General features: G+C 44.7%; 15 protein-coding genes and 1 other RNA gene. 4 read left to right on the forward strand and 12 right to left on the reverse strand.

Translation table 11 applies throughout. From position 1 onward, the window contains the following. Positions 1–3: 3 nt before the first annotated feature. Entirely contained in the window at positions 4–2,421 is a 2,418-nt protein-coding gene (locus tag ACRD67_RS13440) for a TonB-dependent receptor (protein ID WP_430968046.1), read from the reverse strand. Positions 2,422–2,474: 53 nt separating this feature from the next. Beyond that, on the reverse strand, positions 2,475–4,166 hold the full coding sequence (locus ACRD67_RS13445; protein WP_430967724.1) for a M23 family metallopeptidase: 1,692 nt from the start codon (positions 4,164–4,166) through the stop codon (positions 2,475–2,477). A 188-nt stretch (positions 4,167–4,354) separates the two neighbouring features. Here ACRD67_RS13445 and ACRD67_RS13450 point away from each other — a divergent pair, with 188 nt between their 5' ends. The 4 genes from ACRD67_RS13450 to rny all read left to right on the forward strand — a co-directional run bounded on the left by ACRD67_RS13450 (position 4,355) and on the right by rny (position 6,741). Continuing rightward, positions 4,355–4,645 (forward strand): hypothetical protein, encoded by a 291-nt coding sequence (locus ACRD67_RS13450; RefSeq protein WP_430967726.1) that lies wholly within the window; start codon positions 4,355–4,357, stop codon positions 4,643–4,645. A gap of 14 nt (positions 4,646–4,659) precedes the next feature. Continuing rightward, entirely contained in the window at positions 4,660–4,956 is a 297-nt protein-coding gene (locus tag ACRD67_RS13455) for a cell division protein ZapA (protein ID WP_430967727.1), read from the forward strand. Positions 4,957–5,012: 56 nt separating this feature from the next. Further along, a non-coding RNA gene (gene ssrS, locus ACRD67_RS13460) (6S RNA) lies at positions 5,013–5,122 on the forward strand. Positions 5,123–5,172: 50 nt separating this feature from the next. Then, positions 5,173–6,741: a ribonuclease Y gene (rny, locus tag ACRD67_RS13465; protein WP_430967729.1), complete on the forward strand. Its 1,569-nt coding sequence runs from the start codon at positions 5,173–5,175 to the stop codon at positions 6,739–6,741. A gap of 69 nt (positions 6,742–6,810) precedes the next feature. Here rny and ACRD67_RS13470 read toward each other — a convergent pair whose 3' ends face one another. The 10 genes from ACRD67_RS13470 to ACRD67_RS13515 form a co-directional block, all read right to left on the reverse strand. Continuing rightward, positions 6,811–8,991 carry a DUF349 domain-containing protein gene (locus ACRD67_RS13470; RefSeq protein WP_430967731.1) on the reverse strand — a complete coding sequence of 727 codons (2,181 nt, stop codon included), beginning with the start codon at positions 8,989–8,991 and terminating at the stop codon, positions 6,811–6,813. 136 nt (positions 8,992–9,127) lie between these two features. Beyond that, a complete protein-coding gene (locus ACRD67_RS13475; protein WP_430967733.1) occupies positions 9,128–9,883 on the reverse strand; it encodes a shikimate dehydrogenase family protein in 756 nt (251 codons plus the stop codon). Next, positions 9,855–10,874, reverse strand: coding sequence for a DUF368 domain-containing protein (locus ACRD67_RS13480; protein WP_430967735.1), 1,020 nt, complete (start codon positions 10,872–10,874; stop codon positions 9,855–9,857). The genes ACRD67_RS13475 and ACRD67_RS13480 overlap by 29 nt, the downstream gene beginning before the upstream one ends. A 12-nt stretch (positions 10,875–10,886) precedes the next feature. Further along, positions 10,887–11,804, reverse strand: coding sequence for a polyprenyl-phosphate transporter (locus ACRD67_RS13485; RefSeq protein WP_430967737.1), 918 nt, complete (start codon positions 11,802–11,804; stop codon positions 10,887–10,889). A gap of 27 nt (positions 11,805–11,831) precedes the next feature. Next, complete coding sequence (locus tag ACRD67_RS13490) at positions 11,832–13,232, reverse strand: tetratricopeptide repeat protein (protein WP_430967739.1); 1,401 nt, start codon at positions 13,230–13,232, stop codon at positions 11,832–11,834. Positions 13,233–13,329: 97 nt separating this feature from the next. After that, entirely contained in the window at positions 13,330–14,511 is a 1,182-nt protein-coding gene (locus ACRD67_RS13495) for an aspartate aminotransferase family protein (RefSeq protein ID WP_430967741.1), read from the reverse strand. 12 nt (positions 14,512–14,523) lie between these two features. Further along, on the reverse strand, positions 14,524–16,464 hold the full coding sequence (locus ACRD67_RS13500) for an OstA-like protein (protein ID WP_430968047.1): 1,941 nt from the start codon (positions 16,462–16,464) through the stop codon (positions 14,524–14,526). Between the two features lie 71 nt (positions 16,465–16,535). Then, the gene (locus ACRD67_RS13505) at positions 16,536–17,393 is read right to left on the reverse strand and encodes a DUF6438 domain-containing protein (protein WP_430967743.1); all 858 of its coding nucleotides are present in this window, start codon (positions 17,391–17,393) and stop codon (positions 16,536–16,538) included. Positions 17,394–18,309: 916 nt separating this feature from the next. Then, positions 18,310–18,639, reverse strand: a complete 330-nt coding sequence (locus ACRD67_RS13510; RefSeq protein ID WP_430967744.1) for an avidin-fold protein — start codon at positions 18,637–18,639, stop codon at positions 18,310–18,312. Between the two features lie 107 nt (positions 18,640–18,746). After that, positions 18,747–19,331, reverse strand: coding sequence for a DUF1287 domain-containing protein (locus tag ACRD67_RS13515; protein ID WP_430967746.1), 585 nt, complete (start codon positions 19,329–19,331; stop codon positions 18,747–18,749). Positions 19,332–19,333 lie beyond the last annotated feature (2 nt).

The following is a 19,333-nucleotide window of genomic DNA, read 5'->3' on the forward strand; positions in this document are numbered from 1 at the left end:
CTACTAAAATCGCATACTCAGTATTAGGTTCAATCGGCGGGCGGTCAAAAAGTTCGGGACCGCAAACTGTAGTTTGCTGTCCACATCCCTTACAAAGGTATTGGTTATGGAGTTTTGGTTGTTGAACAGGTTAAAAATTTCAAATCCCACATTGAGTTCCTTAAATCTGTGGAGCCAGTGGTTTTTCGGATACCGCTGGTCCGCATCCACAAAAATATACGAAATTCCCAAATCTGCCCGTCTATAATCCCTTAATCTGTTCTGAAAAAGGTAAGGATCGGCAAAATTTGGGGAACCTCCAGGTACTCCCGTGTTGTAAACCAGGTTCAAGTACATTTTTAGGTCGGGGATAGTGGGCACGTAATCCTGGAAGAGAATACCCACCTTCAGGCGTTGGTCCGAAGGCCTTGCGATATAGCCCCTATTGTCTATATTTTCCTCGGTTTTCATATAACCCAGGCTTACCCAGGATTCCGTTCCTGGGACAAAGGCTCCGTTTAAACGCATTTCCAGGCCATAGGCATAAGCCTTTGCATTGTTATCCGCCGCATAACGAATGCGCACGTCTTCCAAGGTATATGGATTTACTTGGTCCAAGTTTTTATAGTAGGCCTCGCTGACCAGTTTAAACGGGCGGTTCCATAGCACAAAACTGTATTCGTTGCCCAGTACGAGATGAACCGATTTTTGGGCCTTTACCTCAGGGCGTATCGTCCCGTTTTGATCCCTTAGCTCTCGATAGAAAGGAGGTTGTTGGTACCATCCGCCCGAAATTCTAAAGAGCATATCCTTTTTCCAATCAGGTTTTAAGGCCAATTGGGCCCGGGGACTTACAATGGTCTGTTGTGTTTTAACAACGTTTTCCCCGCTTACGGTCCATCTTTGCGCCCGTACCCCAAGATTGTAATAAATATCATGTTTGTTCCATTGCAACTGCTCACTGTATTGTACAAAGGCCGATAGCCGATTGGTCTTTACAAAATTAATGGCGCTTATACTCTCAAAGGGAGCAATAGGGGCGGTAAAGGGATCTTGAGGTTGGTTGTTTATAAATTCGGGCAAAGGGGGCCTTATGGAAAAACCGGCAGAGTCTATGAACTCGGATTCGCGTATCTGGTCCCGAATATCCTCATGGGTATACTTTACTCCCCATTCCATCACTTTACGGTCCTTCGAAAATTTGCCCCTATGGGCCACATTTAAGATCAGAGCGTCCAGATCGTTGCGCGCACGGTTGAATTGCGACCCCAGGCCCCGTGAGGAAGTAACCTCGCCTAAGGTATCGCTCCCCAGATTGGTGTCTATCTCTCCCAACTCATATTGCGCGATGATATCGGAATATTCCTCCTCCGTGGTATGGTACAGCGAGGCAACCCAATTGAGGTGCACCCGATCGTTCGTGAAATAGTCCGCTTTTAAGGCCCCTAGGGCCGTGTTGTACCTATTGTTCTCCTGACCTTCATAAAAAACCAACAAGGCCATGGGATTGTCCAAGGTGCCAAAATTGGTCTGCCTGGTCAGCGGTTCGTTTTCATAATCGTTTATGGACAGCGTGCCCAAGAAGTTAAGGTGGAATTTTTTCGAAAAGCGATAGGTCAGATAACTCTGAAGGTCTACAAAGGTGGGATTAAAATTGCTTTCGGTCTGCAAACTGTTCACCAAGAGGCTGTTGTCCCTAAATCGGACACCGCTAACCGTTGTAAAGTTTTTATTCTTTGAAACCGTGCCCAAGGAAGCAGCAGCACCCAATAAACTTGCATTCACCGAAAGCTCGAATGCCAGTGGGTTTTTGTAGGTGATATCCAGTACGGAGGAGAGTTTATCGCCGTATTTGGCCTGGAAACCCCCAGGAGAAAACACTACGTCCTGTACCAGGTCCGCATTGACGAAACTTAGCCCTTCCTGTTGCGCAGATCGTACTAGAAAGGGACGGTATACTTCAATACCGTTTACATAGACCAGGTTTTCGTCATAGTTTCCGCCACGAACCGAGTATTGGGTACTGAGCTCATTGCTCGATGAAACACCCGGCAATAGTTTCAGCACGTTTTCTACCCCGGCATTGGCCCCGGGGATTCGGCGAATGACCTCTGGCGTGAGGGTGGTAATACCCTCCACACTTTTCTCACCGGTAGGAGTAACCACAACTCCATCTACCTGAATGGCATCGGCCTTCATCACCGGATTAAATTCAAAGGTTTCATGGGTAGACAAGATCAAATTTTCCAGCACTATGTTCTCATGGCCCAAATGGGAAAAGGTAAGCGTTGTTTTTTGATCTGGAATCAGCTGCAAGATGTAAAATCCGTTGCTATCGGTAGAGGTGCCCTTGTCTCCGGAACTAATATTCACGTCCGGAAGCGGATTGTTGTTTTCGTCCAGAACAACGCCGGTAATCGCGGCGGTCTGTCCGCTTAGCATGGCGGTAAAGCACAAACCTATAAAAAGAAAAAGTAGTTTAGGGCGGCTCACATTTATTTTCTATAGAAAGTGGTACTAAAGGTAGCTTTGTTCCCCACATTATCGGTAACCACCACTTTTAGTTCGCACTGTTTCTTGTCCAGGATAATATCATCAAAATTATAGGTCAGCGTCCGCGTCTTGGGTTCGTATTCCATAAGTATCCATTCCCCATTGAGTGTCGCGGAATAGGTATCCACGCCGCTGAGGTCATCGCTTATATGGAGGCTTAGATAGCGATAATTGGTAAGCCATTGTTTTTCCCTAAAATTTTTGGTCCTTATTTTTGGCGCCACCGTGTCCTTGGCCAAGGTGTAGGTACCCAGGTTTCGCGTTCGGGTGGTAAAGGTAGTCCCCCTTTTATAGGTGGAAGCATAATTTGGCCTCCGCCTTTTGTCGAGACGGGCAATAAAGAGCTGTTGGCGTTCTTTGTCCGAGTATTTGGAGGTGTCGAACGTTATGGTGAAATTACGGTGTGCGGGTACCTTGTTGTTGTGAATGGTAACGGTGTCCTTCCCCTTCTTTAGGTCCATATAAAAGTCTTCGTAGAACGTATTGGAAGGAAAATACACCTTTGCAGCCCCCAGATCATAGTTATTTGGTTTTTTTGCGATAATGTAATGGTCTGTCTTGACGTCTTTTTTCACAATCTTCAATTCCTGCCTTTTTCCTACTATGGGAATACGCACTCGGGAAGCATTCCCCTCAAAATCCGTTATCAGGATCTCCACGGTATAGGACAGCCCTTCCCTTACCACTATTTTCCCATCATTGTGCAGTTGGTTGTAGATGCTGAGACGATTACCGGGCGCCCTAAAACACTGTTGCACGCGCTGTTGATAGGCCCCAAAGTGTGCATAGTCTATCAAGGTATTTATATATCGGGTCTCTATGAACGAAAACGTTTCAAAATCGTAATCGGAGTAAATCTTTCCGTTTACCAATTGTTGTACCCTATAGACCCCATTCTTATTGGCGGCCAGATCCTGTCGGTCAAAGCCGTTGAAACCAAAGCCAATGGTGCCTGCCGCATATACGGTATCGGCTAAAAAGGAACCATCCTGTTGTCGGCTAAAGTTGATCTGTACCTTTTCATTGCTTTGGTTCAGTTGGGCATTTTTGGAAAGGGGATATCCGTAAAGTCCCAAAAAAGTGGGATTGGTAGCATCCCTAACTTCCAGGCCATAGAGCAGGGGATTGGTGGGTTTCTCGGAAATACTGCTGCGTATTTCAAAATGCAGATGTGGACCCGAAGAACCGCCCGAGTTGCCACTATAGGCTATTACCTTGCCTTTTTCCACTTTTAGTTCCCCGAAGTCCGGGAAAACCTCCACTTCATAAGCCCTTTTTTTGTATTGGATCTTTTTTATGTACGCCTCTATTTCTGGAGCAAACTTCTGTAAATGTGCATAAACCGAAGTATATCCATTGGGATGCGCAATATACATGGCCTTTCCGTAACCCCATAGGGATATCTTTATTCGGGTAACCGTTCCGTCACCAATGGCATATACCGGCAATCCTTGCCGTTGTTGTGTTTTGATGTCTATACCGGAATGAAAGTGGTTGGACCGGAGTTCTCCAAAACTCCCAGCCAAAATCAACGGAATGTCCAAAGGCGGGCGAAAAGCATCCTTGGGATAATTTTCCTGTCCTTTACCATGAATCGAAAAAAATAGCAAAAGCGTTAAAATGGGTAATCTCATAATAAGGATAAGTTGGTACGAAAGTAATTAATACCGTTGAATCAATGAAAACTCTTAAAAAAAAAGCCCTAGTCTTCATACTTCTGGCATAAAAGGAATTAAAGTATTACTTGAAGAATAAATGGAAAAAGTATTGCGAAGTCGATGGATGTATGTTAACTTTGTGTAAAATGCATTGAGGTTTGCATATGAGTGAATTAGTTGAAATTGTTGATTCTTTAGAAAACAAAATTAGCAAGTTACTGCACAAATTAGAGCTGCTTAACCAAGCTAATAGAAGGTTGGAAGAGGAAGTGATCGCTTTACGACAGGACAATGAAACTACCCAAGGCTCCCGAACAGAATGGGAGGAAAAGTATAAATCGCTCAAGATGGCAAACTCAATGATGGGCAGTAATACAAATAAAACGGAAGCTAAGCTTAAAATAAATACTTTGATTAGGGAGTTGGACCATTGCATTGCCCAACTCGCTGAATAATGTTCAATTAAATTATGGCGGAAAAGCTCAAAATAAAGCTTTCTATTGCGGACAGGGTCTATCCTTTGACCATTGATCCCAGTCAGGAAGAAGGGTTGCGAAAAGCGGCCAAGAACATAGAGCAATTGGCCAAAAAGTTTGAACAAAATTATGCCGTAAGGGACAAACAGGATGTATTGGCCATGTGTGCCCTGCAGTTTGCCTCCAAGATCGAGCAGAAAGGTATTGATAGTATGGAGAACACCAAGGAGGTTACAGAGCGTTTAAAGGCTTTGGACCAGCTTGTGAATTCCAAGCTTAGTATAAAATAAGTTCTTTTGAAATAACAGTAAAGTTACTGCCCACATTGGTAAATAATTTTTGACGAACTCAACACTAATTTGTTTGAAAAGGGTGAGTTTAGGTTGTAAAAGCAAGCCTTACTAGTATAAGGATCCTTGATCAGCTTGGTAGCCCTAAACCTGTTTATTGGAGTTTGTACAAGACTTCCATCAATGTGGGCTTTTTTTATAACTAATTTGGAAACTATGGATATTACATCAATAATAATAGGAGGTATTGTTGGGGCGGTCATCGGTTTTGTCATCGCAAAGTTTTTAGAGAAAGGCAAGGCGTCCAAGACCATAAGCAATGCAAAAAGAGAGGCCTCTTCACTGTTGAAGGCCGCCAAACAAGAAGGTGAGAACATCAAGAAAGACAAGATTTTTCAGGCAAAGGAAAAGTTCCTGGAATTAAAGGCAGAGCATGAAAAGGTCATTATCAACAAGGACAAAAAGATAGGGGAGTCCGAAAAACGGGCACGGGATAAGGAGTCGCTGATTAGCAATGAACTGGCCAAGAACAAGAAGCTGAACGAACAGTTGGAGTCCAAGCTCAAAGCCATTGATCACAAAAGCGAATTCTTGGACAAAAAACAATCGGAACTGGAGAAGCTGCATAAAAGTCAGGTACAGCAATTGGAGGTAATCTCTGGCCTATCGGCGGAGGAGGCCAAAAGTCAGTTGCTGGAATCGCTTAAGGAAACCGCTAAGACAGATGCCATGGCCTATATGCAGACCACTTTGGAGGAGGCCAAACTTGCCGCGCAGCAGGAGGCCAAGAAAATAGTGATCAATACCATACAGCGCATCGGAACCGAGGAAGCGGTAGAAAATTGTGTTTCAGTATTTAATTTGGAATCGGATGACGTAAAAGGACGGATCATCGGTAGAGAGGGAAGGAATATCAGAGCCCTTGAAGCTGCCACTGGTGTGGAAATTATCGTTGATGATACGCCCGAGGCTATAATCCTTTCCTGTTTTGATTCCGTACGCCGGGAAGTTGCACGCTTATCGCTGCACAAGTTGGTAACCGATGGGAGAATCCATCCCGCGCGAATCGAAGAAATTGTGCGGAAAACGGAGAAGCAAATAGAGCAAGAGATCGCGGAAGTTGGGAAACGGACGGTAATCGACCTGGGAATCCATGGGCTTCACCCCGAATTGATAAAGGCAGTGGGCCGTATGAAATACCGCTCCTCTTACGGACAAAATTTATTGCAACATTCCAGGGAAGTGGCCAAACTCTGTGGAGTGATGTCCGCGGAACTTGGATTAAACCCAAAATTAGCCAAGCGGGCCGGTCTGTTGCACGATATTGGAAAGGTGCCCAACACTGAGGTGGAAGTAGAAACACCGCATGCGATACTTGGCATGCAATGGGCAGAAAAATATGGGGAAAAACCTGATGTCTGCAATGCCATTGGGGCGCATCACGATGAAATTGAAATGAAAACCCTGATCTCGCCTATTGTACAGGTGTGCGATGCCATAAGTGGGGCAAGACCAGGGGCCCGGAGACAGGTATTGGATTCCTATATACAGCGTTTGAAGGATTTGGAGGACATTGCCTTTGGATTTGGAGGCGTGCAAAAAGCCTATGCCATTCAGGCCGGTAGGGAACTAAGGGTCATTGTAGAAAGTGAGAAAGTCAGCGATGATAAGGCTGCCGAACTTTCCTTTGAAATTTCCCAAAAAATACAGACCGATATGACTTATCCTGGACAGGTGAAGGTCACGGTTATTCGTGAAACACGGGCTGTTAACGTGGCCAAATAGCGGTCTATATTATCCATGAAAAGGGGCCCGATCGGGCCCCTTTTTTGTTTAGTATGGTCAAGGGGAAGCCTATTCCTCTTCGGACGAAGCGTCTGCGTCATCGGCAGCCTCTTGCTCCCTGTGCAGATTGTTCTCCATGATATTAAGTTTTTTGAGTTTTGCCTTCCAGGTCTCAAGTGCCTCTTTATGGGCATCTATCTTTTTGATTACTTCTTTTACCACGGGACTGTCCTCGGAAGCATTGGAAAAGAACTGAAGATTGTTTTCCAATTGCCGAATCTCGTTCTTGCTCTCATCTATCTTTCTTCTGATAAAGGTCCGCTCATTGGAAATGGCCAGTTCGTCTTCCCTTTTGGCCAATTGCTGAATTTTGTTCCCATATTTTAAAAGCTCCGATTCCTGTCTGCCAATATCCAGTTTCTTGAAAAGGGCATCTAGAATTTTATTGAACTTTGCATTGATGTTCTTTTTGTTGAACGGTACCCGTCCATAGGTCTTCCATTCCTCGATAAAGCCTTTGATTGCCTCTAAATCCTTATCCCTTTTTCCACTGAGTTCAAAGGCCTTAAGTTTGTTCAAGCAGGCGTTTTTCTTTTCAAAATTATCCGCCTCTTCCTTGTTGGCCTTATTCTTAAGGGCATGTAAACGGTCAAAGTAGTGGTTACAGGCCGTTTTGAACTCGTTCCATATCTTATCGGAAAACTTTCTGGGGACATGGCCTATTTTCTTCCATTCGCTCTGTATCCGCTTCATTTCTGGGGTTGCCGTGTCCCAATCCTCACTGTCTTTCAGGGAAAGTGCCAAATTTAGCAAGGTCCGTTTTTTGTCCAGATTCTCCTGTTGGTCCTTTTTGAGGTTTTTGTAATACGCATTTTTACCACGGTTAAAGGCCCTTACCGCTTCCTTGAATGCCGCCCAGGTCTTTTCATTCACCTTTTGGGGTACTTTCCCTGCCTTAAAGAATGTCTCGCGCAGTTGCTCTATTTCCCTAATTTGCTGCTGTAGCGCTTTATGGTTAGTGGCCACATTTGATGCCACAGCGGAAATGGACTCGATAATTTTATTCTTTTCGATCAGGTTTTGCTCATATACCTTTTCAATGTCCTTATAGTACTCCTGCCGTCTCAAATGCATGGCCCGGGTAGCACTGCTAAAACGGTCCCATATTTCCTCACGGTGTTGCTTGTCCACCGGACCTATATCCTCTTTCCAGATCTTGTGGAGCGTTTGCAGTTCCCTGAAGGCTTTACCTAAGTCTTCCTGCTTTACCAGGGCCTCGGCGCGTTCCACAATTTTAAGTTTCTCTTCTAAATTGTGTTTAAAATCAAGGTCGCGGAGTTCCCGGTTCAGATGTAGGAAATCATAAAATATCTCGATATGATGGTGGTAGGTCCGCCATACATCATTGTAGTTGTTACGGGGTATTGGCCCGGCATTTCGCCACCTTTCCTGAATGTCCTTAAAGTTTTTATAGGTGGTATTGATATCTTCCTCAACATTTACCAAGCCTTTTAGCTGCTCAATGATTTCCAAACGTTTGGAGAGGTTTTCCTTAAGGGTCTGTTCTAGGTTTTTGTAATATTGGTTACGTTTTTCCCGATACTCCGAATAGACCTCGTTGAACTGTCTTTTGGTAACGGAATTGTATCGAAAATCAATTTCATTGCCTCCATGGCCCACAAATTCCTCTTTCTTATGCTCTATGAATTCCTGGAATTTTAGATCAAATTCGTACTTAATACCGTCCACATGTTTTTTGATTGCCTGGACCTTCTCGGTCCGGATCAACTTCTGAAGTTCACCCACCAAGTTTTCCATGGACATGGAATGATAGTCCAACATGGGGATGTGATGCCGGTGATGATTATCTGTGTCCTCTGCATCCTCTGCATTGGTCTCTTCTATCTCCTCTATAACATCTTCCTCTTTGGGTGATGAAGCCGGGGTCTTTTTTTCTTCCTCAGGTTCGGAGGCTGTTTCCTGGTTTGATGCGTTTTCCCCTGAGGGTGTTTCTTCCTGCGCCTGGGGGGCTTCCGAGGTTTTGTTCTCTTCCTTGGCCACTGTAGTTTCCAGCTGCTCTACTTCCACGTCATCTGCCGGTTGCTCCATAGGTTCCACGACCTTCTCTTCTTTGGGGTTTTCGAGTGCAATTTCGGTGCTTTTCTCTGAGTTTGATTGTTTTTCAGTAGTTTCCGATTTTTTTTCTCCCCCTACACTTTCCTGTAGTTTCTCGTCTTTCTCTTCCAACATGTCGAATGTTTATTGATTGATGCCAGGTTTCCATTACTAAGTTATTAACAATGCTCCTTACAACAAAGGTAATGAAACTTCTTTAAGGGGTTTTTTGATTGCTGGAGTTGATAAAAAAGGAGATTCGAAGCCTTATTTACAGGGTATTCCATAGTTCCCATGCTTTTTCGGCCTGGAATTCCAACATTTTTAGCCCGTTGCAGATGGTGGCGTTTCTGCTTTCCCCGGCCAATAAAAAGGCCGTCTTTTTCGGATTGTAGATCAGATCGAAGAGTAAATGGCGAGACGTAACAAATTGGTACGGTATCCCGGGTCTGTCCGTAACATTGGGGTGCGTTCCAAGGGGAGTGCAATTTATCAAGACCGTATACTCCTCCAAAAGCGCTTCGTTGAGGTCCTGGTAGGCATATTGTCCTTTTTTGGGATGCCTGGAGACCGCGCTGTACACTATGCCCAAATTTTCAAGGACAAAGGCAACGGCCTTGGATGCCCCGCCCGTGCCCAGGATCAATGCTTTTGTATGGTGTTTTTTTATAAAAGGCTCAATGGCTTTCAAAAAGCCATAGGCATCGGTATTATACCCTATTAATCCCTTATCCGTGAACACAATGGTATTTACCGCACCAATTTTTTCCGCTTCGGGATCCAATGCCGCCAAATATGGAATAACGGCCTCTTTATAAGGAATGGTTACATTGAGCCCCCTCAAGTTGGAGCGGTCCCTAATAAGTTCCGGAAAATCACTGATGGCCGGGATATCAAAATTTTCATAGACATATCCGTTCAGCCCAAGGGCCATAAACTTTTGGGTAAAATACCCTTTGGAAAAGGAATAGGAAATATTCCGCCCAACAAGCCCGTATCTATTTTTTCTGTGCGCCATTTTTACCATACCAGTCCAATGCCAATAAAACACCAATTCCCAAGATAACGAAAAGGAGGGCCCACCAAGTTTCCACCTCGGAAAAATTGGGAAGGTAACGTTCGTAATTTACAATGATTCCCTTACCATTGGAATCCATGACCATTTGCCCGGCCTGATCCATTTTATACATCGTTCTTTTCCAGGGCCAAACCACGCCCAATGATCCGGTTATAAAACCGATAATGACCGCCGTGGTAATGTGTTTGTAGTGCTTTAGCACATAACTCAGGATATGGGAGATGGTCACCAGGCCCACCGCGGAACCCGTGGCGAATACGGCCAGTATCTTTAAAATGTTCAAACGTTCCGTGTTCTGGGTGAAACTAAAATCGCCCCTGAGGACCTCTCCAAAGGTATCGTAGAGCGCGTTTACCGAGTCTACCAAAAGCAACACATAATTCCCCAAAAGGATAAGTATAAAGGAGCCGGATAGTCCGGGCAATGTCATGCCCGAAACACTGATCATACCACAAAAGAAGATGAACAAAAGATTGTCGTTTTCCCTTGCCGGACTTAAAAAACTGATGGAGATGCCAATGATAAGCCCAGCCAGCCCCATAGGCACGGTTTTTTTGTTCCACTGATCAAAATCTTTGGCGATATAATAAATAGAGCCCAGGATCATGCCAAAAAAAGAGGCCCAGACAAAAAGCTCCTTTTGTTCCAGGAAATAATCGAGCAACTTGGAAACGCTAAAATAGCTCACGAGCATACCAAAGATCAATAAGGATAAAAACTGCCCGTTTACGTAGCGATAGAAGCTTTTGAACCTGCCATTGACCAACAGTTTAAAGGCCTTTAGATTAATCTTTTGCAGTGAATAGATGAATTCTTCGTAAAACCCACCTACAAAGGCCACAATTCCGCCGGAAACTCCGGGAACCTTATTGGCAGCACCCATGCAAAGTCCCTTGATGACCAGAAAAAACTTATCCAAAAATGTTCTTGGTTTGTGCATATGGGTCAGTCCTTATTTTTTAGCAGCTACTTTTTCGAGCATAAAAATAAGGCAAAATCCAATGGTGGCGAGGACCAGGGCATGGATTAATTGGTTATCTCCCTCAAATGCGAAAGGTGAAATGCTCCGTTCCCGAATGGGGACAATTTTATCGCCAAAGGTCCGGGTTTCCAAAACCTGTTTCCAGGGCCATATTTTGTTAAGGGAACCCAAGATGAAACCGGTTAAAAGAGCCAGGGTTATATTTTTATAATGGGCAAACATCCATTTTAAAAGTCTTGCAAAACTCAACAGGCCAAAAACGGCGCCCAAGGCCACCGTGGCTACCAGAGCCAGATTACGCTCGTGAACGGCATCCAGAATAGTTTTGTAGGAACCTAGGAGCACCAGGATAAATGCCCCGGATATTCCCGGTAGGATCATGGCGCAAACTGCCAAGGCCCCGGATAAAAAAAGAAAGGGAAGGCTTGCCGTATTTTCGATAGGTGGCAAGATGGTAATATAATAGGCCAAGGCCGCTCCCAATAACAATACCAGAACGGTGACCGGCTTCCATTTGGCAATGGCCTTGCCCACAAAAAAGATACTGGCCAATACCAGACCAAAGAAAAAAGACCATAGGAGTATGGGTTCGTTTTCCAAGAGCCAGCTTACCAAAGTGGCCAGTGAAAATAAACTGATAAAGATGCCGAGGAAAAGGGCCAACAAAAAATTCCCGTTGAGCTGTGACCAGAAGGCTTTGAAACCTTTTTTTCGCAGCGTATGAAAGAGCGAAATATTTATTTGATTAATGGAGGTGATGAGTTCCTCATAGATGCCTGAAATAAACGCGATGGTCCCTCCGGATACACCTGGCACCACATCTGCTGCACCCATGGCCATACCCTTTAGGGCAATTACCAAATAGTGTAGAAGGTTTCGGTTTTCCATAAAATTAAAAAAACAAAAGTAGTTTTTTTATCTGGGAGCCCGCTTCATATCTGAAATTATGTTTTTAGTCCATTCCGTGCCGGCATATTGTGGAAATGCCTCCAGGAAGAGGTGAAGTTTTTCGGCATTCAGTGTTAGGGCGTTGACCAGGCTTTCCGATGCCTTGCCCGTATTGGCCATCAATAAATAAACGCCTGCCATTTTATAGGGTATCTCGGCCTCTTCGGGGTAAAATTCCAGCCCTTGCAATAGGATTTGCACAGCAGAATCCACGTCCTTGTTCAGCAGGACCACGTCGGCCCAATTTAACCAGGTGTCCAACTCATAGTTGCCTAGATCTACCGCTTGTTTATAGGCGAAATCGGCCTCATCGTAGTTTCTTAAGGCGACGTGTATTTTACCGCATTTTTTCCAGTATAAGGGATTTTCCCCATCGATATTAATGGCCTTATTGATGTAATAAAGGGCCTTTTCAAAATTTTCCTTTCGGAAATAAAAATCAGTTATAGCCAACCAGCCCTTATCCAAAAGGGGATCCTCATGTACGGTATGGTAATAATAGTACTTGGCCAGGTCATCGTTCCCCAGCTTTTCATGACATCTTCCAATGCGCAGATAGGCGTGTGAAGTAGGGTCTTCCAGGCTGATGGTGGTTTCATAGTTTTCTATGGCCTCGTTGTAATTTCCCATTTTTTCCAGCACTTTGGCCTTTTCAAAATAGGCGCCAATAAAGGAATCGTCGGCAATAATGGCAAAATCAAAGGCGGTGAGGGCCTCAGGGAACATTTTTTTTGAAAAATACTGCTTGCCCAGTTGATGCCAGGCCACTTCACAATAAGGGTTTCGTTCCAGAAAATCGTTCAGGTAATAAATCGCGCCCTCATAATCTTGCATAAACTCGAAACAGTAAATGACATTATAGAGAGAAGAATAGTCCTGCTCATCTATGGAAACGCATTTCATAAAATTTTCCTTGGCAAGCTCAAAGTTGTCCATAAACAGATATTCCATGCCCAGTAGGGAATAGATATCCATATGGTGATCGGCTATTTCAAGGGCTCTTTTGAGAAGGATTACGGCCGCTTCATGATTGTCCTTCTTGGAGTATATGTTGGCGCGCTGTATGTAAATTTCCTCGTTGGAACCGTCCAGGACCTGTAGTTCGTCGAGCAGTTGCTCGGCAACCTCCAATTTGTTCTCAAAAACCAGAACCTCTACGCTCAGAAGTTTAAGCTCAATGGAATCCGGGTGCTGTTGCAGTCCTATTTTGATGGCTTTTTTTGCCAAGGACACCTTACCGTTGTTGAGATAGTAGTGAATAATGTCTTCAAAGTCCTCCGCATCGAAGAAGTAGACATCATCGGTCTTCAGCATGGACTCAAACTTGGCTAATGGTCGGCTTGGTCTTTCGTTAGCATCTAACGCCATAGGAACGTTTTGGTTAAACTATGGAATTAAAAATAACCTTTTGAGGCTGTCTTTAATTCCCGACTTGGGCTATATTATTAACAAATTAGTTAACAAATTATTGTTTATAAGCTGTTAATACTTCGAGGATTAGGGCGCATCCCTCCCTAATTTCCTCTTCTGAAATGGTCAAGGGCGGGGAGATACGAACGGCCTTGGGTTCGAACAGCAGCCAAAAAAGTATCAGTCCTTTTTTTGCACATTCATGTATTACATAATTGGCCTGCGCTACATTTTCCATAAGGAGTGCCAGCATAAGTCCTTTTCCGCGGATTTCCTTTATATATTGGTGTTTTAGCAGCTGTCTGATCAATTTTTCCTTTTCCAGGCAGGCCGGAATAAGCCCACTTTCCTTGATTTCGGTCAGGGTGGCCAAACTTGCCGCCGCAATTACCGGATTTCCCCCAAACGTGGTAATATGGCCTAAGGAGGGGTGATGCTGAAGGGTGTCCATCATGGCCTTGGAAGCTGTAAAGGCGCCTACAGGAAGCCCGGAAGCCATTCCTTTGCCCATGACCAGGATGTCCGGCACACAATGGTAATGCTCAAAGGCAAAGAGTTTTCCGGTGCGGCCAAACCCGGGTTGAATTTCGTCTAGGATAAGCAAGGCTCCCATTTCCGTGCAGCGTTCCCGTACCTTTTTCAGATAATCGGTTTTGGGTGCTATACATCCGGCTCCGCCCTGTATGGTCTCCAGTACTACTGCAGCCGTTTTTTCCGTAATCCTTTCCAAATCGGCCTCGTGGTTGAAATGGATAAAACCGATATCGGGAATCAAGGGTCTAAAAGTACTTTTTCTTGCCTCGTAGCCCATAAGGCTCAAACTTCCCATGGTGTTTCCATGATAAGCCCCGTGCGCTGCTATAATCCTAGATCGTCCGGTAACCCTGCGGGCCAATTTCATAGCTCCTTCCATGGCTTCGGTACCCGAATTTACCAGATAAGTGCTCTCCAAAGGTGCAGGTAAAAGGGAAGCTAGGAGCTTGGTGTAGGCCACTGCGGGTTTTTGCACGTATTCCCCATAGACCATCACATGCATATATTGTTCGCACTGCTGTTTTACAGCAGTGACCACTTTGGGGTGGCAATGTCCTAAACTGCAAGCGGAAACCCCTGCTACAAAATCTAAGTGGGCCTTCCCGTCGCGATCGTAAATATAACTGCCCCGGGCATGGGAAACTTCCATAGCCAATGGATGGGGGGTGGTCTGGGCCTGATATTTTAGAAAGTCCTTTTTCATCTTCACGACCCCTTATTCATCGTCGAGGTATTCCAGGGCTTCCGAAACCGGAATCCGTTCACCGTCCTTATAGGCTACAATATAACTTTCGGGATACCCTCTGGCATCGGCACGCAATTTTAGGTTCAGGGCCTCGTCGTAGGAGGCCGCGTTCCCGTACATGTATCTAATGAGGTCTTGAAAATTTTCTTTTGAAAGGGGGTCAAGACCACTGAATTCCTCCGGTTTCAAAGGAATATCCCGGTAACTGGCCAATAACTGGACCTTAAAAACGATACCTGTCTCCGTGGTTTTTACGCTTGTCTTTTCCGGAGGGCCCCTAGGTTTTTCCGGTTTGGAAATCCCTTGCCCATCTTCTACGTCCTCATTTTCAAAGTCAATGGGATTGTTTACGCCTTGGATAGTGACCAAGGTGATGTTGTTATCGTCCTCATCAAAGATATCGTCCTTGGTCATGATCCGTTCATCGCCACGCCAAATGAAACCCTTTAGTTTACGGGCATTTTCAGGGAGATCTTTTTCCGGGAAGATGTCACCGTCCGGGTTGGTAAAAAAAGTGATGTCCTCAATGTCATTATTGGCCATGATCAAGCGTATTTCGCTGCAAATGGTCTTGTCAATGCCTATGAGTTCATCGTCATCATTGTACATATAGTAAATGACCTCGGTATTTTTGATCAGGTCAATAATCTTTAGCTCGTTCTCTACAAACTGCCCAAAAAGGTCCTTGCCCTTGGCTTGGTTGTAGCCTACTTTACCGATACTGTCCAAGGAAATCACAAAGGCGTTGTTAAGCACCTTTAGGGAATCGAGCTTTTCGGTCTCCATATCGGATATGAGATGGATGCTGTCTCCGGTCATTTGGTTTTCACCGTTCCATAGAATGGGTTCTGTAATGAGTTGGGTAATTCCGGTGCGTTGATCAAAATGAATGGAATCGCATTTTCCGCTAAGATCGGTCTTGTAAAACTTGGCGTTTCTGAAGGCCCTGAGAATCCGCGCCTCCGGTTTCCCGGTCACCATTAGCGTATCTCCGTGCATATAGAGCGAATCCTGTTCCACCAGGCTTATGGATACCGCGCGTTTGGTGGCGAAAACCGAATCCCTGGCCTTAAAGACCTCGGCATAGTGGGCCCTAATGATACCTTGATTAACGGTATCGGTCACCTTGATGTTATTGGTGGCCGAGGCAAACTCGGTGGCCTTGTCAAAATATACGCTATCTCCCTCTATAATGCGGTTGTTGTAATCTATACGGGTGTTCTTAATACCGTAGCCGCTTTCTACCTTGGTGTCGTAAAAGCCACGTTCGAAATAGATTTTATAGGCTTCTCCGATAATGGTGGAGGGGCCGTACATATAGGCATTTTTGGAGGTGGTATAGTAGTCCAATTGTTGAGAGTCTACCGTGTACTCCGGATTCTGGATGTGTACCTTGTCCAAAAATTGATATTTGTCCAATTCCATAAAATACCGTCCAATTTGGCTGGTAAGGGTGTTGGCAGAGTCCACAATGGTCCCGAAATCCTCGTAATAGGCCTGTTGTTGTTCCCGATTAAAGCGCAGGGTATCCGTTCTCAGGGTCATCTGGCCATTCTCCAGCACCACATTTTCCCAGGCCTTGGCCAATTTTATATTGCCGTCATAGTCTATCTTACCGCTGGTCATCTGCACGGAATCTCCCTGTTGCAGACGTATGTTGCCTATGGCCTTTAACCGGTTCTCCTTTTGATAGAAAATAGCAATATCGCACCAAAGATCGGCACCCTCATGTTCAAACTGCACCTGGCGGTCGTCCTTGCTGAAGATCGATGCGCCCGGGTACTGGGCCTCGTCCTTGGTGAAATTGGCCCCGTATACGATATTGATTTGCTTTTGCTCTACCTCTGTTTGGGCGGAACAAACCGAACTGACAAGCAAAAAGAATCCAAAAACAATTAACGCGCGCAATATTCGATATTTTGCCCCAAAAATAGGTTTTTTTTGGTGAGGGGATAAAAAGATTGGGATAGATTTAGGAGGGCTCAAAAATCGATCAGCCCAAAAATATAATCGTAGAGAACGGATAGTCCGTAACTGCCCGCCAAACCATAATCCTGTATTTTTTTGATGCTCCCGTCAGCGTAGTGTACCGTTAAGTATCCCGTTTGGTTGTCGGTTTGGTCTACAGAATACATATCCTTGAGCTTTCTAAGCTGAATGTTTTGGATCAACTCGGACATATATGCCCAATCTGCCTGGTCCAATTGCAAATCCTTTTCCCCGCGCTGCACTACATGGTCTATTCCCTTATAACGAACATGCCCGCCTTTGTCCATGACAATCTCGAATACGGGACAGGTACCATAGCAATAGTCCGTTTTGAACTCGATTTTAACAACCGCTTCTTTATCCGGGTCAGCACTATAGGGCATAAGGTGGTCGTTTTTTACGTACAGCGTGTCCACTGACTGTTCGGACAATTTTGTGCCGGCCCCTGACATTTGAACGGAAAGCAGCAGATAGGCCTTGGTGTTTTTTTTGAGAATTTGGACATAGGGCCGCACGGGGTTAATTCCCTTCCTGAAATAACGCTTCGGAAAGGTGATTTTTTTGTGCTTTTTTTTTCTGCCGGTCAGAATAAGCATTTCAGCTTGCTTAATGGTCTGCTGGTATCGCTTAAAATGAGCCTCTCCGTGAACAAACAGATCTTCGATGCCGTCGTGATCAAAGTCGCCCCAAGCCATGGTAATGGTCTCTGGAATCTCCAAGGAGTTGGTTTCGCCCCCGTATATTTTGAAACCTTCATAAGGGGTTCCTGAAATCCGGTAGTTATTCACGATATACTGTTCTACCTGGGCTTTTTCCTTAAGATCACAGAGATTTTGAGCGTTTCCGAGCATAGGAAGCAATAAACATAAGGTGATTATATTTTTCAAGGGACTTCAATTAAAAATCAAGGCCATTAAAGATATGGATTTTACGCCAATAAGCGGTTAAGGTAAAAGATGGGATAGAATAACCGCTACCTCCTTTTTGAAGGGGCAGGATTACTTACTTCATAGCTCCCGGAATATATTGCTCCCCCTTTCCAAGCACTGGTCCGTAGTCATTTCAAACTGTTCCTCGAGTGGTAACTTTCCTGCCTCGCCGTTACTGCTTGGATCGCCTCCTCGATTACACCCCATGTCAAGGGGATACTTTTTAATCGTCTTGAATTAAAAATCAGCTGGTCAAAATCGATGATTTGATGGAGCTACCAACTATCTTGTATTAGGGTAATGGGCGGTCTGATTTTCTTTTTTTTCGCTTCTTTTTGTACAAATCCACCTTGTCCTGGATTCTCGCCATGATCGCAAATAGGATGAGCAATCCGATAACTCCCGAAATGAAGTTTAAAAGAGTCATGCGTTTTTAAACTAAAACATAGGTTTTGACCGAGCGAAGTTACACTCAAAATAGTGCGGGAAATAACAAAGACAACTGGGCAAAAATCTGTACAAAAATCTATACGAAACAAGGTCATTTAAAATGGCCACGATATCAATTTTTCTTGTTTTGGGTCTGCGTGTTCCGGACTTTTTAAAAGGATACCCTTGAAGCCATCATTCTACGGTAGATACCTTGCACATCAAGGATTTCTTCTGCAAGGGTGTTGTGGGCAAGGTGGACGGATGGTGATAGTATGAGAAAAACAACATAAACGTAATACGCGGGTAAAAACGTAGCAAGGAGGCATCTACATCAATAACTGGGTAAGGCGAAAGATCGGGATTGCCGTTGTAACATTTGTGTATAGGCTGTATACAGCCACTAATTTCATAGTTCTCGGAACATATTTCTCCCCTTTTCAAGGCTTTGACCCGTAGTCATTGTAAACTGTTCCTCGAGCTGTAACTTTCCCGCCTCCCTGGAAAGTACGCAATTAGATTTTCCATGGTCCAGTTCCCCACTGCTCCGTATTTGACAATAGCTAAAACGCAATAACTCGCCCTCCAATTGGCCCACCAGGTATCCCTGGGTTATGGAGCCTCCCGAATAGTGTGCGCTTACCCCATTTCCGCTTTGGCTGAAATGAAAGATCGTGTCTTTGTTTACGATGCCGTTTTTTGCAGTTTGCACCACCCTCATTTTTACGTTGTGCAACATAGGACAAGGTTTTTTAGGTTGATATTGAACCAATAGGGTCAAGGGAACATTTAGGGCAGCAGAACCGTCGGCGTATATTAGCGCCGATCAAAGTGGGAACGGTTGTGCTATTCCGTTTCATATCTGTAGTGCCCGATGATCTTAAAATCGAAAAGACAATCTTCCAGCACCTGTCCGGCGCCTATGTTATGGACAATCATATTCCTTTTCCCGTCACCGGATTTTTTGTTCACTACAATTCCGATATGGGTTAGGGCACCACCCAAATTCCAGCAAACGATATCGCCCGGTAAATAATCATCTGCTTTGGCGGTAATTGCCCTACTGGCCCCCTTCCTTTCAAAAAAGGTCATTAGGTTTGGAACCCTTCTATGGTCAATATTCCTATCTGTGGTGGTTAGACCCCAAATCTTTGGATATCGCTCAAAGTTGGCCTTCATATCCTCATGGACTTCCCGTTGCAGGTCGATGCCTATTTTTCGGTAGGCCCGGATTACCACATCCGTGCAGACGCCCTTATCGCTTGGCACATCGCCATTGGGGTAATCTATGGAGAAATAACTGGGATCATAGGTCACCTGCTGTTCGGTCAAAGCCAGTGCACCCTCGGTAAAAACGATTTTTTGGGAAGTTGTTTGCGACCAACCAATGTTTAAAAGAAAAAGCGATAGGAATAAAAGTGCATTTTTCATTT

The sequence above is a fragment of the Eudoraea algarum genome, assembly GCF_050589645.1.
Taxonomy (GTDB): Bacteria; Bacteroidota; Bacteroidia; order Flavobacteriales; family Flavobacteriaceae; genus JBNGOQ01.

What these genes read in the sequence shown, in the direction of transcription:
- ACRD67_RS13440 (WP_430968046.1), bottom strand. Translation starts at nt 2,421, where the DNA reads ATGCTAAGCGGACAGACCGCCGCGATTACCGGCGTTGTTCTGGACGAA.
- ACRD67_RS13445 (WP_430967724.1), bottom strand. Translation starts at nt 4,166, where the DNA reads ATGAGATTACCCATTTTAACGCTTTTGCTATTTTTTTCGATTCATGGT.
- ACRD67_RS13450 (WP_430967726.1), top strand. Translation starts at nt 4,355, where the DNA reads ATGAGTGAATTAGTTGAAATTGTTGATTCTTTAGAAAACAAAATTAGC.
- ACRD67_RS13455 (WP_430967727.1), top strand. Translation starts at nt 4,660, where the DNA reads ATGGCGGAAAAGCTCAAAATAAAGCTTTCTATTGCGGACAGGGTCTAT.
- rny (WP_430967729.1), top strand. Translation starts at nt 5,173, where the DNA reads ATGGATATTACATCAATAATAATAGGAGGTATTGTTGGGGCGGTCATC.
- ACRD67_RS13470 (WP_430967731.1), bottom strand. Translation starts at nt 8,991, where the DNA reads ATGTTGGAAGAGAAAGACGAGAAACTACAGGAAAGTGTAGGGGGAGAA.
- ACRD67_RS13475 (WP_430967733.1), bottom strand. Translation starts at nt 9,883, where the DNA reads ATGGTAAAAATGGCGCACAGAAAAAATAGATACGGGCTTGTTGGGCGG.
- ACRD67_RS13480 (WP_430967735.1), bottom strand. Translation starts at nt 10,874, where the DNA reads ATGCACAAACCAAGAACATTTTTGGATAAGTTTTTTCTGGTCATCAAG.
- ACRD67_RS13485 (WP_430967737.1), bottom strand. Translation starts at nt 11,804, where the DNA reads ATGGAAAACCGAAACCTTCTACACTATTTGGTAATTGCCCTAAAGGGT.
- ACRD67_RS13490 (WP_430967739.1), bottom strand. Translation starts at nt 13,232, where the DNA reads ATGGCGTTAGATGCTAACGAAAGACCAAGCCGACCATTAGCCAAGTTT.
- ACRD67_RS13495 (WP_430967741.1), bottom strand. Translation starts at nt 14,511, where the DNA reads ATGAAAAAGGACTTTCTAAAATATCAGGCCCAGACCACCCCCCATCCA.
- ACRD67_RS13505 (WP_430967743.1), bottom strand. Translation starts at nt 17,393, where the DNA reads ATGCTCGGAAACGCTCAAAATCTCTGTGATCTTAAGGAAAAAGCCCAG.
- ACRD67_RS13510 (WP_430967744.1), bottom strand. Translation starts at nt 18,639, where the DNA reads ATGTTGCACAACGTAAAAATGAGGGTGGTGCAAACTGCAAAAAACGGC.
- ACRD67_RS13515 (WP_430967746.1), bottom strand. Translation starts at nt 19,331, where the DNA reads ATGAAAAATGCACTTTTATTCCTATCGCTTTTTCTTTTAAACATTGGT.